Source organism: Streptomyces sp. XY431, from assembly GCF_001279805.1.
Lineage (GTDB): Bacteria > Actinomycetota > Actinomycetes > Streptomycetales > Streptomycetaceae > Kitasatospora > Kitasatospora purpeofusca.
Genome location: NZ_LGDO01000520.1, coordinates 1 through 12,878, shown reverse-complemented (window position 1 = coordinate 12,878; position 12,878 = coordinate 1). Strand labels below are relative to the sequence as shown.

Genomic DNA, 12,878 nt, shown 5'->3' with positions numbered 1-12,878 from the left:
ACCGCGGCCCGCACCATACCCGCCCCCTACCGCCCGCCGCGTAGCGTGCCCACCGCCCGACCGACGGAGGGGAACACCGAAGTGCTGCTGCACTGCGAAGCCGTAGGCAAACGCTACGGACGGGGCCGCTGGATCCTGCGCGACGTCGAACTGACCCTCGCGCCCGGCGACATCCTCGCCGTCGTCGGCGCCAACGGCTCCGGCAAATCCACCCTGCTACGGATCCTCGCCGGCCTCGCCCGCCCCACCACCGGCCGCCGCACCGGACCGGCCACCGCCCGAGGGGCCGCCGTCGGCTACGTCCCCGACCGCTTCACCGCCCACGAACGCCTCACCGCCATCGCCTACCTCACCCACCTCGGCCGCATCCGCGGCCTGCCCACCGCCACCGCCCGGGCCCGCGCCGGCCGCCTCCTGGACCGGCTCGCCCTCGTCGGCGGCCCGGACGCCGAACTGCGCACCCTCTCCAAGGGCAACGCCCAGAAGGTCGCGCTCGCCCAGGCCCTCCTCGTGCCGCCCGACCTGCTCGTCCTCGACGAACCGTGGTCCGGCCTCGACGCCTCCGCCCACACCGTGCTCGCCGGGATCCTCGCCGAAGTGGCCGCAGCCGGCGGGGCGGTGGCGTTCACGGACCACCGCGAGGCCCTCGCCCGGACGCACGCCACCGCCGTGCACACCGTCGCGGGCGCCCGGGTCACCCGCCGTGCCGACCCCGACCCGGGCGCTGCGGTCCCGCCCGCAGTGGTCGTCCTCAGCCGCCCCGGCGGTGCCGACGAGGCCGGCCGCGCCGGTGTCCCCGACCTCCCCGGGGTCCTCGCCGCCGAGCGCCGCGGGGCCGAACTCCACCTGCGGGTGGACCGGTCCAGGACCGACGCCGTGCTGCTCGCCGCACTCCGCGACCACTGGTCCGTACTGGCCGTCACCAGGCCCGCACCCGAACCGGCCGCCGCGCCCGAACCGGACACCGCACCCGAACCGGCCACCGCACCCACCCCGAGGACCACCGCCCGATGACCGCCCTCGTCCGCTACCGGCTCACCACCCTGCTGCTCTCCCAGCGCTACCTCCCCCCGCTGCTCCTGTTCACCGCCCTCGTCACCGTGCTCACCAGCAACGACACCGGCCCGCTCACCGCCACCCACGCGGCCTCCGGCCTGGCGATGCTGCTCGCCGCCACCTGGCTCACCACGGCGCTCGCCGGGCTCGACGACCCGTCCCACCGGGCGGTGCTGACGGCCGCCACCGGCGGCCACCGGCGCCTGGCCACCGGGACCCTCCTCACCGCGCTGGCGGTCTGCCTGCCCCTCACCGTCCTCGGCCTGGTCCTGCCGCTCCTCGTCGGCAACCACAGCCCCACCGCCGCCGACCTGCTCCTGGGCGCCGAGGCCCAGCTCACCTGCGCCTGCACCGGCGCCGCCGTCGGCCTGCTCACCGCCCGGCCGGTGGTCCGGCGACAGGGGCACGGACTGCTGCTCGCCCTCGCGCTGCTGCTCGTGCTGACCCTCGGCAAGGGCCTGCCGCCCGTGAACCTCCTGCTCACCCGGCTCTCCGGCCACCACCGGTCGGCGGACCTGGTCGGCTCCACCGGTCTGCTGCTCGCGCTCGCGGCCGCCCTGCTCGGGGCCGCAGCGGTGGCGGCCCACGCCCTCGCGGTCCGGCGGGACTGACCGGCCCGGACCGCCGCGCCGTCCGAGGGACCGCCGCGCCGTCCGAGGGACCGCCGAGCGGGTGCTCCGCGCGCCCCGTACGCGCCCCGCGCGCTCCGCCGTCGGGGTGCCGACCGGCACGCCGCGACGGGCGCCGGGCGCAGCTCGGGCACGATCGTTCAGCCCAGCTGTCGCGGCCCTTAAGAATTCCTCGATGGACCGCACCCCCTCCGACCAGGCAGATTTCTGCCTGCCCGGATTACGGACGCCAGGACCGACACCAGGACCCCGGCCCCGTCACCACCCTCCGGCCCTCCCGGGGGCCGCCACCGCCGGGCCTCGTCGGCCTGCCCACACCAGGCCGCCCCACCGTGCGTCAGGAGCCACCGCCGTGAAGGCACTCGTCAAGCAGAAGGCCGAGCCGGGACTCTGGCTGATGGACGTCCCCACCCCGGCGATCGGCCCCGGCGAGGTGCTCATCAAGGTGCTGCGCACCGGCATCTGCGGCACCGATCTGCACATCCGCAAGTGGGACGGCTGGGCGCAGCAGGCGATCAGGACCCCGCTGGTGCTGGGCCACGAGTTCGTCGGCGAGGTCGCCGAGCTCGGTGCCGGCGTCGCGGACATCGCCGTCGGCGACCTGGTCAGCGGCGAGGGCCACCTGGTCTGCGGCAAGTGCCGCAACTGCCTGGCCGGCCGCCGCCACCTCTGCCGCAACACCGTCGGCCTCGGCGTCAACCGCGACGGCGCCTTCGCCGAGTACGTCGCGCTGCCCGCCTCCAACGTCTGGGTGCACCGGGTCCCCGTCGACCTCGACGTCGCCGCGATCTTCGACCCGTTCGGCAACGCCGTGCACACCGCGCTGTCCTTCCCGATGGTCGGCGAGGACGTGCTGGTCACCGGTGCCGGCCCGATCGGCATCATGGCCGCCGCCGTCGCCAAGCACGCCGGCGCCCGCAACGTCATGATCACCGACGTCTCCCCGTACCGCCTCGACCTCGCCCGGAAGGTGGGCGTCACGCTGGCGCTCAACGTCGCCGAGCACACCATCGAGGAGGGCCAGCAGAAGCTCGGCCTGCGCGAGGGCTTCGACGTCGGCCTGGAGATGTCCGGCCGGCCCGAGGCGATGCAGTCGATGATCGCCAACATGACCCACGGCGGGAAGATCGCCATGCTGGGCCTGCCCGCCGAGCAGTTCCCGATCGACTGGGCCTCCGTCGTCACCTCGATGCTCACCATCAAGGGCATCTACGGCCGCGAGATGTTCGAGACCTGGTACGCGATGTCCGTCCTCCTGGAGGGCGGTCTCGACCTCAGCCCCGTGATCACCGGTCGGTACGCCGCCACCGACTTCGAGGCCGCCTTCGACGAGGCGGCCGGCGGCCGCTGCGGCAAGGTCATCCTCGACTGGACCGCCTGAGCACCCTCGCCGATCCGACGATCCGATTAGGAGCAGCTGTGTTCGACAACGTGCGCGACGAGGTCGCCGCCACCCTCGACGAGATCCGTGAGGCCGGCCTCTTCAAGCCGGAGCGCGTCATCGGCAGCCCGCAGAGCGCCGCCGTCACCGTCACCGCCGGTGGCACCCCGGGCGAGGTCCTCAACTTCTGCGCCAACAACTACCTCGGCCTCGCCGACCACCCCGAGGTGCTCGACGCCGCCAAGGACGCGCTCGACCGCTGGGGCTACGGCATGGCGTCCGTCCGCTTCATCTGCGGCACCCAGGACGTGCACAAGCAGCTGGAGGACCGCCTCTCCGCGTTCCTCGGCCAGGAGGACACGATCCTCTACTCGTCCTGCTTCGACGCCAACGGCGGCGTCTTCGAGACCCTGCTCGACGAGCGCGACGCCGTCATCTCCGACGCCCTCAACCACGCGAGCATCATCGACGGCATCCGCCTGTGCAAGGCCCGCCGCCACCGCTACGCCAACCGCGACCTCGCCGACCTGGAGCAGCAGCTCAAGGAGAGCCAGGACGCCCGCCGCCGCCTGATCGTCACCGACGGCGTCTTCTCGATGGACGGCTACGTCGCCCCGCTGCGCGAGATCTGCGACCTCGCCGACCGCTACAACGCCATGGTCATGGTCGACGACTCGCACGCCGTCGGCTTCGTCGGCGCGGGCGGGCGCGGCACGCCGGAGCTGCACGGCGTCATGGACCGGGTCGACATCATCACCGGCACCCTCGGCAAGGCGCTCGGCGGCGCCTCCGGCGGCTACGTCGCCGCGCGTCGGGAGATCGTCGCGCTGCTGCGCCAGCGGTCGCGCCCGTACCTGTTCTCGAACTCGCTCGCGCCGGTCATCGCGGCCGCCTCGCTGAAGGTCCTCGACCTCGTCGAGAGCTCGAACGAGCTGCGGGAGCGGCTGGCGGCGAACACCGCGCTGTTCCGTTCGAAGATGACCGAGGCGGGCTTCGAGATCCTGCCGGGTGACCACCCGATCGCGCCGGTGATGATCGGCGACGCGGCGAAGGCCGGCCGGCTCGCCGAGCTGCTGCTGGAGCGCGGCGTGTACGTGATCGGCTTCTCGTACCCGGTCGTCCCGCACGGCCAGGCCCGGATCCGGGTCCAGCTCTCCGCCGCGCACACCACCGAGGACGTCGAGCGCGCCGTCGCCGCCTTCGTGGACGCGCGCGCCGCGCTGGGGGAGTAGCCCCCGCACCGCCGCGACCGCCGCTCTGCGTCGGCCGCCGGGAACGGCCCCTGGCGGGCCGGTTCCCCCTCGATCGCCCGTGGCACGTCCGCTCGGAACCGGACGTGCCACGGGCTCCCGAACCGCTGTGCGATGTCGGCGGGGCCGGCCCCGCCGACACCGCACAGCACCAAGACCACCTGCCCCACCCTCCCGCCGCGGGAGTGGGAAGTCGGCCCGACCGACTTCCCACTCCCGTTCGCGGTTTCCCGACCGGTTCGTCACCCCCGCCCCGGCAGCCCCACCGACGCTGGCAGAATTGGTCTGTGATCGACGCGAGACGGCTGCGGACCCTGCGAGCGGTGGCGGACCACCGGACGGTGACCGCCGCGGCGGCCGCGCTCTACCTCACCCCCTCCGCGGTCTCACAACAACTGGCCGCCCTGGAGCAGGAGACCGGCCACCACCTGCTCGCCCGCGAGGGCCGAGGCGTGCGGCTCACGGCGGCCGGGGAGATCCTGCTCGGCCACGCCGACGCCGTCCTCGCCCAGCTCGAACGGGCCGAGGCCGACCTCGCCGCCTACAGCGCCGGCGTCTCCGGCGAAGTCACCGTGGCCTCCTTCGCCACCGGAATCTCCCTCGTCCTCGCGCCCGCCATCGGCACCCTCGCCACCCGTGCCCCCGGCGTCCGGCTCAAGGTGCTCGACGCCGAGGGCGACGCCAGCCTGCCGATGCTGCTCGACGGTCGCGCCGACCTCGCCGTGGCCGTCGAGTACCGCGGCGCCCCGCGTGCCGACGACGCCCGGCTCACCCGCGTCCCGCTCTACGCCGAGCCCTTCGAGGCCGTTCTCCCGCTCGCCCACCCGCTGGCCGCCGCCGAGGGCCCGGTCGCGATGGCCGACCTCGGCGACGAACCGTGGATCGGCCCCTACCCGGGCAACCCGTGCCACGACGTGGTGCTGCTGGCCTGCGAGCACGCCGGTTTCCAGCCGCGCCTGGTGCACTCCTCCGACGACTTCCGCGCCGTCGTCGCCCTCGCCTCGGCCGGTGCCGGTGTGGCCCTGGTCCCGCGTTCGGCCCTTCTCGGCGTCGACCTGGCCCGGGTCGCCGTCCGCCCCGTCGACAGTGCCCTCGCCACCCGCCGGGTCTTCGCCGCCGTCCGCGCCGGCGCCGACGGTCACCCGCTCATCCGCCCGGTCCTCGACGCCCTCGCCGAAGTGGCTCCGGCCACCCTCTGACCCACCCCTGGCCCACCCCCTGGCCCGCGCGGGCAGCCCTCCGCACTTTGCAAAGTGCACTTTGCAAAGTGCGAGGAGCGGCTGCAGGTGCGGGCCCGGGTGGGCCGTGGGCCATCGCCCACGGCCCACGGGCCGCGAAGCATGAACCGGGACGGGCAATGGGCGATGGGTTACCGGCGACGGACGATGAACGATGAATGGCGGCCGACGGTCAACGGCCGACGGCCGATCGACGACAGGACAGGTGGTGCAAGGTGGGATTCCTGGGGGAGAGCTGGCGGCTGGTGCGGGCCGGGGAGCTGCTCGGTGAGATCGTGATCGACGAGGCGGACTTCCCGTGGCTGCACGGGCGGTTCGTGCCGACGGCGGCTTTCGGTGCGGTGCAGCCGTGGTTCGAGGAGTCGTTGGCGCTGCTCGACGCGGAGGAGTACGAGCGGTTCGACGTGAGCTACGAGCGGATCGCGGGTGCGCTGTCGCTGGTGGCGCCGGCGGGGCCGGTCGCGGAGTTCCTGCTGCACGTCGACGGCGGGCGCGCCTGGTTCCGGTGGAGCGACGAGCCGTTCGACGAGACCTGACCGCCGCTCCCGGGCGTGATGTTGGCATCATCCGGGCACGTTCGACCTCTTGCCGGTGTCCGACGGGAGCGTCAGCATGAGGGCACCGCAGTGGTGTGCCGCCGGAGGGGGGATCCCGTCGATGGGTGGTGGAGATCCGGTGTGTCCGGCGTGCGGAGTGCCACGCGCGCCGGGGGTGCCGCTACCGCCGGCGGCGGCGCTGCCGCTGACCCGGGAGCTGACGCCCCGGGAGCGCACCGTGCTGCAGCTGTTGGGCCTCGGGTACGACAATCGCTCGATAGCCTACGAACTCAATATCAGTGAGCGCACCGTCAAACGGTTCGTCACCGCCATTCTGGCGAAACTGGGACTCCGGTCAAGACTGCAGGCCGGACTGCTCGCACTGATTCTCGCGTCCTCCCCCGCCGAAGGCGGTTTCTGGCCCAAAGGTCTCATGGACGGCATCCCGGACGGCGGTGATGATGATCTGGCATCCGAGAAGGAGGGGACCATGACATTCGACGCCCTCGCCGCCCTCCGGCAGGCGGGCAACCCGGTCGACCTGCTGACACTGGAGCAACGGGACGTGCTGTCCCGGCTCAGCGAGGACGAGGTCGCTGTCCTCAATTCCGTGAAACAGCGGCTCGACGCTGTTTCGGACGCCGAGGTGGAAGGGCATTCCTTCGTCATCAAGTTGGCGTGAGATGGCGGTCAGATTCGGGATTCTCGGGCCGCTGCACGTGCTGGAGAACGGCCGGGCCGTCGATCCGGGATCACGGAAACAACAGATTCTCCTGGCGGCGCTGCTGTCCCACGCGAATACCCGGGTGTCGGCCGACTCCCTGGTCGAGGCGCTGTGGGACGACGCGCCGCCGCGCACCGCCCGCAAGAACCTCCAGGTGTACGTCTCGGGGCTGCGCCGACTGGCCGGTCCCGAGTCCGGCCCGGACTCCGGCCCCGGCCTCGGCCCCGGGGTCACCCGGATCAGCCACCGGGCCGGCGGCTACGTCCTGCACACCGCCGAGGGGGAGCTCGACGCGCTCCGCTTCGAACAGCGGGCCAGGGCCGGGGCACTCACCGAGGCGCTGGAGCTGTGGCGCGGCTCGGCGCTCGACGGGTTCCGGGACGTCCCGCTGATCGACGGTGCCGCGCAGCGCCTCGACCGCCGCTTCCTCGGCGTGTTCGAGGACTGGCTGGACGCCGAACTCGCCGCCGGGCGCGGGGCGGAGGCGATCGAGCGGGCCACCGAGACCGCGCAGCGGCACCCGCTGCGCGAACGGCTGCGGATGCTGCAGATGACCGCCCTGTGCCAGGCCGGGCGCCGCTCCGAGGCGCTCGCCGTCTACGACGAGCTGCGGCAGGTGCTGGCCCATGAACTCGGCCTGCCGCCGAGCCCGGCCCTGGCGCGCTTCTACCGTTCGCTGCTGTGCGAGGCCGCCCCCGTCCGGCCGCACCCCGCGCCTCCCGCCGAGCTGCGGCCGCCGCCTCCGCGCCCGCACCGGGCGGTGGCGCCGAACCTGCTGCCCACCGACCCGCCCGCGTTCACCGGCCGCGCGGCCCCCGTGTGCCGGCTGACCGAGGTGCTCACCGGCGGCGCCGGCCGGCTGGCGGTGGTGACCGGACCGCTCGGCGCGGGCAAGACCGCGCTCGCCGTCCACACCGCGCACCGGTTGGCCGACCACTTCCCGGACGGCCGGCTGTTCGTCCGGCTGCGCGGGGAGGACGGCCGCCCCCGCCCGCTGGAGGACGTCCTGCGCCAGCTGCTGGCCGCCACCGCCTGCGGTGAACGGGACGGGACGGCCGGTGCGCCGCCCGTCGCGGAGTCCGCCGACCCGCGCTGGGCCTGGCAGCTGTGGCTGACCGGGCGTCGCGCGCTGGTGGTCGTCGACGACGCCCGCCGCGAGTCCGAGGTGCGGCCGCTGCTGCCGGAGGCGGGGGAGAGCGCGGTCGTGGTCACCGCCCGGCCCCGGCTGATCGGCCTGGAGGGCGCCCACCGGGTCTGGCTGCCGCCCTTCACGGCGGACGAGGCGGTGGAGTTCCTCGGCCGGACGATCGGCGCCGAACGGGTCGACGCGGACCGGGAGTCCGCCGCCCGGATCGTCCGGGCGACCGGGCTGCTGCCGCTCGGGGTCCGGCTGGTCGCCGACCGGTTGGCGTTCCTGCGGCACGTCCCGCTCGGCGAGTACGGCGCGCGGCTGAGCGGTGGCCGGGCGCTGCTGGACGAGCTGTGCGGGGGCGACCCGCTGGTGCGGGTGCGCCTGGCCGAGTCGGTCGCCGAGCTGCCGGAGGCCGCGCACTGGGCGTTGCTGCGGCTCGGCCTGCTGGCCCGGCCGGTGTTCGCTCTGGACCGGGCGGCCGCGGTGCTGGACTGCGACCCGGGGACGGCTGTGCGGGTGCTGGAGGACCTCCTGGAGGCCAGCCTGCTCACCGTCGCCGGCGCGGAGGGGCTCGCGCACACCGTGCGGTACGAGATGCCGGCGCTGCTGTACGCGTACGCCCGGGAGCGCGCCGGACGGACCGCCGACCGGGTGCCGGTCCACCACCACTGAGCGAGCCGGGCGTACGGCGCGGGAGCCGGGAGCGGGGGCTCCGGGAGCGCGGAGCCGGCAGCGAAGAGCCGGACATGAAGGGCCAGGAAGCAGGAGCAGAACGGTATATGACCAACCGTCATACCGAAATCGAACCGCCGCCTAATCGCCGTCATACCGGGGATCCCTACGTTTCTCCCGGGCCGGCGTAGCGGACGCCGCACTGCAGAGGGAGGTCAGCATGAGTGACTCCATCAACCCGGAGCCGACCGAGGCCGAGGACGAGGTCGACGTCGTGGCGCACGGCATCGATGTCGAGGACGACGGTGTCGTCGACGACATCTGTGTGATCAACAACAGTTCGGCGATGTGAGATTGCCGTATCCGGTCGTCCAGTCATGACGTCATGACCTGGTGACCTCGTGGCGGCATGACGCCCGAGCGGGTCATCCGGCCCCGGCCCGAGCCGCCGGCGGCCGGGTGGCCCGTTCGGCCGGTCCCACCCCGATCGCCGCTTCCCGATGGCTACTCCCCGATAGCCGCAACCCGATCACCGTTGCCCGACCGCCGCGCCCCGATCGCAGCCCCTGGCCCGGAGGCCCCGTGAACATCCTGCTCTGCCCGCTCAGTGACGGCGGCTACCTCTACCCGGCGCTCGCCGTCGGGCGCGAACTGCGGCTCCGCGGCCACCGGGTGTCGGTGCTGGGCCGCGCCGGCGCCGCACCGTTCGCGGCCGAGGCCGGTCTGCCGTTCGCGGCGGCGGAGGAGTTCGGCGGCGAGCGGGCCTTCTCCGCCGCCCGCTGGGGCGTCATGGGCCTCGCGCAGTACCGGGCGACCGTGCGTGCCGCCCGGCAGGCCCGCGCCGACCTGCTGGTGACCTCCGTGCTGTGCAACGGCGCACTGCTCGCCGGCGAGACGCTGGACGTCCCGGTGGTCGTGATCGGGTTCTCGATCCACCTGTGGACCTACCGCTCCGGGGGCGAGGGCGAGCCGCAGTACGGCCGCACCCGGGGGAACCGGACCCTGGAGACGCTGGCGCTCTACGAGGCCACCCGGGAGGAGGCCGGCCTCGCCGCCCGGCCGTCCCGCCGGTCGCGGGCGAAGGTCGCGGCCGCCACCGCGGCCGCCACCGCCGGCGGCCCGGACGAGTCCCCGCTGCTGGGTGACGCGCTCCTGCTTCGCGGCGACCCCGAACTGGAGTACCCGGGAGCGGAGTTGCCCCCGCGGGTGCACCAGGTCGGCCCGCTGTCCTGGGAGCCGGCCGCCGACCAGACCGAACTCGCCGCCGTCGACGCCGCGTTGGCGCGCAGCGGCAAGCCGGTCGTCTATGTGCACCTGGGCCGCTTCTTCGGTGGCGGCAGCCCGTGGCCCCGTCTCAACGCGACCTTCACCGGCGGCCGTTACCAGGCCGTCGTCGAGCAGGGCCGCACGGCCGAGCCGTGCCCCGCCCCGGGCGCCGACATCCTGCTCGTCCGCAAGCCCTGGCTGGGGCCGCTCGTCGACCGGGCCGGGCTGGTGCTGACCGCCGGAACCTCGGCGCCCGTGCTCGGCGCCCTGCTGCGCGGCCGCCCGCTCGGCGTCACCCCCAACGGCTCCGAACAGCCCGTCCTCGCCGGTGCGCTGCTGCGGGCCGGCGCCGCTGTCCACCTCCCGCGCACGGGGGAGCCCGACCAGGCCGGGCTGGTGGACGCGGCCTGGCGGGACGACCGGCTGCGCTCCCACGCCCACCGCCTCGGCCAACGGCTCGCCGACGCCGCCGCGGACGGCCCGCGCCGCGCCGCCGACCTCGTCGAGCAGACCGCCCGCACGTCCGACCGGCAGCCCGCAACCTCAAGGGAGAACCATGGGTACTCGATCAGCCGCCCCGGACCTCGCGGCCGTGGAGAGCCTCTCGGCGGGCGCGCGGCGGTGGATCGGTCGGCACTGCGGCTTTCTTGACGAGCCGGCGGGCCGGGCCGAACTGCCGGTGACCCCACGGGTCAAGGCGCTGCTGCAACTCGCCCTGCTGTACCGCTGCTGGGCGAAGGCCACCGGGGCGGCCGGGGCCACCGGGGCCGAGTACCCGGCGCCCCCCGCCCGAACGCGGCCCGAGGATCCCGACCTGGCCGCCGTCGCCGCGACCGTCGAGCAGGTCTGGCGCAGTCCCGCCCACCCGCCCCTGCTCACCGTCGAGCCGCGCTACGCCCGGCAGTTCCAGCTGATGTACGGCGCGCTCGCCCCGGCCGGCCTCGACGTCGACGGCCCGCACCGGGCGGCCCTCGCCGAAGGGGTGGCGGGTGACCTCCTGACGCCGCGCCGCAAGTCGCCCTTCCTGCACCTGGAGACCCGCTACTACGCCGAACTTGCCGAGGTGCCGCACCAGTTGCTCGACTACCCGGAGCTGTACCGGATCAGCCGGCTGGCCGGGCACACCGACGGGCGGCCGCTGGCCGAACTCGACGTGTGCAATGTGACCCACACCGTCTTCCACCTGTCCGACTTCGGCTTCCGGGACCCGGGCCTCGGCGAGGCCGATCTCGCCCACGCCCGCGACCGGGTCGAGCGTCTCACCGAGGAGTCCGTCCGGCGCGGCGAGTGGGACCTCACGGGCAAGCTCGTCCTCGCGCAGCACTGCCTCGGCCTCGACCCGCTGACCACGCCCTCGGGTGCGGCCGCTCTGCGCCTGCTCGCCGAGGCCCAGTCGCCGGAGGGGGCCTTCCCCGGCCGCTCCGCCACCGAGCGGGTGCCGGCCGACGCGAGCGCCGTCCACTTCTTCCGGAAGTCCTACCAGTCCACGCTGGTGGTGGCCCTGGCGACGGTGATCCTTCTGCGCGGGCGCGCGGGCACGGCCGGTGAACGTCCGCCGACGGAGTCCGCCGCCCCGGCCCTGGGCGGTGCCCGATGAGCCAGTCCAGCCCGACCAGCTCGACGAGCCCGACCACCCCGACGCCGGTCACCGCCACCGGCGCCCGCCTCCTCCAGGGCGAGCGCAACTGGTGGTTCCTCGGCCCGGGCGGCGGCCTCGCCCGGCTGCGCCCCGGCCAGTTGACCGAGGGCGGTACCCTGCGCCCCGGCACCGAACGCAGCCTGCGCGAAAACGGCCTGCTGACCGCCCCGGCCCCGCGCAGCTACGCCCTGACCGTGCTGACCAGCACCCACTGCAACCTCGGCTGCGGCTACTGCTTCCAGAACACCGGCCAGGACAGCGTCGGCGGCAGCCGCCCGCCCCGGATCGCCCGCAAGCGGCTGACCTCGCGGACCATCACCGAGATCCTCGACTTCACCGACCGGCAGATGGCCGCCGCCGAGCTGGCGAAGCTCCGCATCCTGCTGTTCGGCGGCGAGCCGCTGCTCAACCCGCGCGGCTGCCTGGAACTCCTCGAACGGGCCGCCGACCACGGCCTCGCCTCCGCCTGGATGATCTCCAACGCGACCCTGCTCACCCCGGCACTCGCCACCGGACTCGCCGACCGGGGCCTGCGCTCCGTCCAGGTCACCTTCGACGGCGACCGCCCGGACCACGACCGGATCCGGATCCGCCGCTCCGAGGGCGGCGGCACCTTCGACACCATCGTCGGCAACCTCGCCCGCGCCTCCGAGGTCTCCCCGCTGCGCTGGATCTTCCGGGTCAACGTCTCGCAGGAGACCTACCGGGGCGTCGACAGCCTGCTCGACCGGCTCGCCGCCGCGCTCGACCCGGCCCGCTGCACCCTCTACTTCGCCCAGGTGGGCGATGTCGGTGTGGGTTACGGCAACGACCTCCGGCACACCCGCGACCTCTCCGCGCGCTTCACCCGCTGGCAGCGCCGCGCCCTCGACCTCGGTTTCGGGGTGACCCGCCCGCAGGCCCACCGGCCGTGCGCCACCTGCGGGCACGGGGACGGCCGGTACGGCGCGGTGGTGAGCGCCGACGGCACCCTCGCCAGTTGCTGGGAGACGGCGGGCAAACCGGACTGGGAGGTCGGCACCGTCTCGGGCGGCTACCTGCCGGGCGCCCTCACCCGGGACCGCTGGGTCGGCTGCGAGGACCTCTACCGGCGCGACGAGGACCGGCGCACGCTTGCCGCGTTCCACGACACGGTCGACGCCGCGCTGCTCGACTACCTGGACGAGACGGGGCGCCTGTGAGCACGACACCCGGCCTCCGCACCGGTCCCGTCCCCGCCCCCGGCGTCAACCCCGGTCCCGTCCCCGCGCCCGGCGTCGAGCCCGGTCCCGCCCCCGCGCCCGGCCCCGGCCGCGGGCCCGGGGTCCCCCCCCGGCGCGGGGGCGGGCCCGGGACCGACGCCCGCCGCGGGGACC

12 protein-coding genes are annotated in these 12,878 nt (G+C 74.6%); all 12 read left to right on the top strand.

The genetic code is table 11. The features are described 5' to 3' along the window. The first annotated feature begins 87 nt into the window (after positions 1-87). The 12 genes from ADK60_RS39600 to ADK60_RS39550 all read left to right on the top strand — a co-directional run bounded on the left by ADK60_RS39600 (position 88) and on the right by ADK60_RS39550 (position 12,704). Positions 88-1,014, top strand: coding sequence for an ATP-binding cassette domain-containing protein (locus ADK60_RS39600; protein WP_107094835.1), 927 nt, complete (start codon positions 88-90; stop codon positions 1,012-1,014). Further along, the gene (locus ADK60_RS39595) at positions 1,011-1,667 is read left to right on the top strand and encodes a hypothetical protein (protein ID WP_053651777.1); all 657 of its coding nucleotides are present in this window, start codon (positions 1,011-1,013) and stop codon (positions 1,665-1,667) included. The genes ADK60_RS39600 and ADK60_RS39595 overlap by 4 nt, the downstream gene beginning before the upstream one ends. A gap of 370 nt (positions 1,668-2,037) precedes the next feature. Continuing rightward, a complete protein-coding gene (tdh, locus tag ADK60_RS39590; protein ID WP_045939906.1) occupies positions 2,038-3,066 on the top strand; it encodes an L-threonine 3-dehydrogenase in 1,029 nt (342 codons plus the stop codon). Positions 3,067-3,104: 38 nt separating this feature from the next. Continuing rightward, positions 3,105-4,298 carry a glycine C-acetyltransferase gene (locus tag ADK60_RS39585; protein WP_045939907.1) on the top strand — a complete coding sequence of 398 codons (1,194 nt, stop codon included), beginning with the start codon at positions 3,105-3,107 and terminating at the stop codon, positions 4,296-4,298. Positions 4,299-4,603: 305 nt separating this feature from the next. Next, complete coding sequence (locus ADK60_RS39580) at positions 4,604-5,515, top strand: LysR family transcriptional regulator (RefSeq protein ID WP_030395698.1); 912 nt, start codon at positions 4,604-4,606, stop codon at positions 5,513-5,515. A 254-nt stretch (positions 5,516-5,769) separates the two neighbouring features. After that, complete coding sequence (locus tag ADK60_RS39575) at positions 5,770-6,090, top strand: hypothetical protein (RefSeq protein ID WP_053651776.1); 321 nt, start codon at positions 5,770-5,772, stop codon at positions 6,088-6,090. 121 nt (positions 6,091-6,211) lie between these two features. Beyond that, the gene (locus ADK60_RS47340; RefSeq protein ID WP_234371481.1) at positions 6,212-6,772 is read left to right on the top strand and encodes a helix-turn-helix domain-containing protein; all 561 of its coding nucleotides are present in this window, start codon (positions 6,212-6,214) and stop codon (positions 6,770-6,772) included. Position 6,773: 1 nt separating this feature from the next. Further along, a complete protein-coding gene (locus ADK60_RS39565) occupies positions 6,774-8,618 on the top strand; it encodes an AfsR/SARP family transcriptional regulator (RefSeq protein ID WP_053651774.1) in 1,845 nt (614 codons plus the stop codon). A gap of 220 nt (positions 8,619-8,838) precedes the next feature. Then, a complete protein-coding gene (locus ADK60_RS47970) occupies positions 8,839-8,970 on the top strand; it encodes a hypothetical protein (RefSeq protein WP_255360214.1) in 132 nt (43 codons plus the stop codon). A 230-nt stretch (positions 8,971-9,200) separates the two neighbouring features. Then, complete coding sequence (locus tag ADK60_RS39560; protein WP_063783412.1) at positions 9,201-10,535, top strand: glycosyltransferase; 1,335 nt, start codon at positions 9,201-9,203, stop codon at positions 10,533-10,535. Next, on the top strand, positions 10,441-11,481 hold the full coding sequence (locus ADK60_RS39555) for a DUF6895 family protein (protein WP_053651772.1): 1,041 nt from the start codon (positions 10,441-10,443) through the stop codon (positions 11,479-11,481). Before ADK60_RS39560 ends, ADK60_RS39555 begins: the two co-directional genes overlap by 95 nt. After that, complete coding sequence (locus ADK60_RS39550; protein ID WP_053651770.1) at positions 11,478-12,704, top strand: radical SAM protein; 1,227 nt, start codon at positions 11,478-11,480, stop codon at positions 12,702-12,704. The genes ADK60_RS39555 and ADK60_RS39550 overlap by 4 nt, the downstream gene beginning before the upstream one ends. Positions 12,705-12,878: the final 174 nt, after the last annotated feature.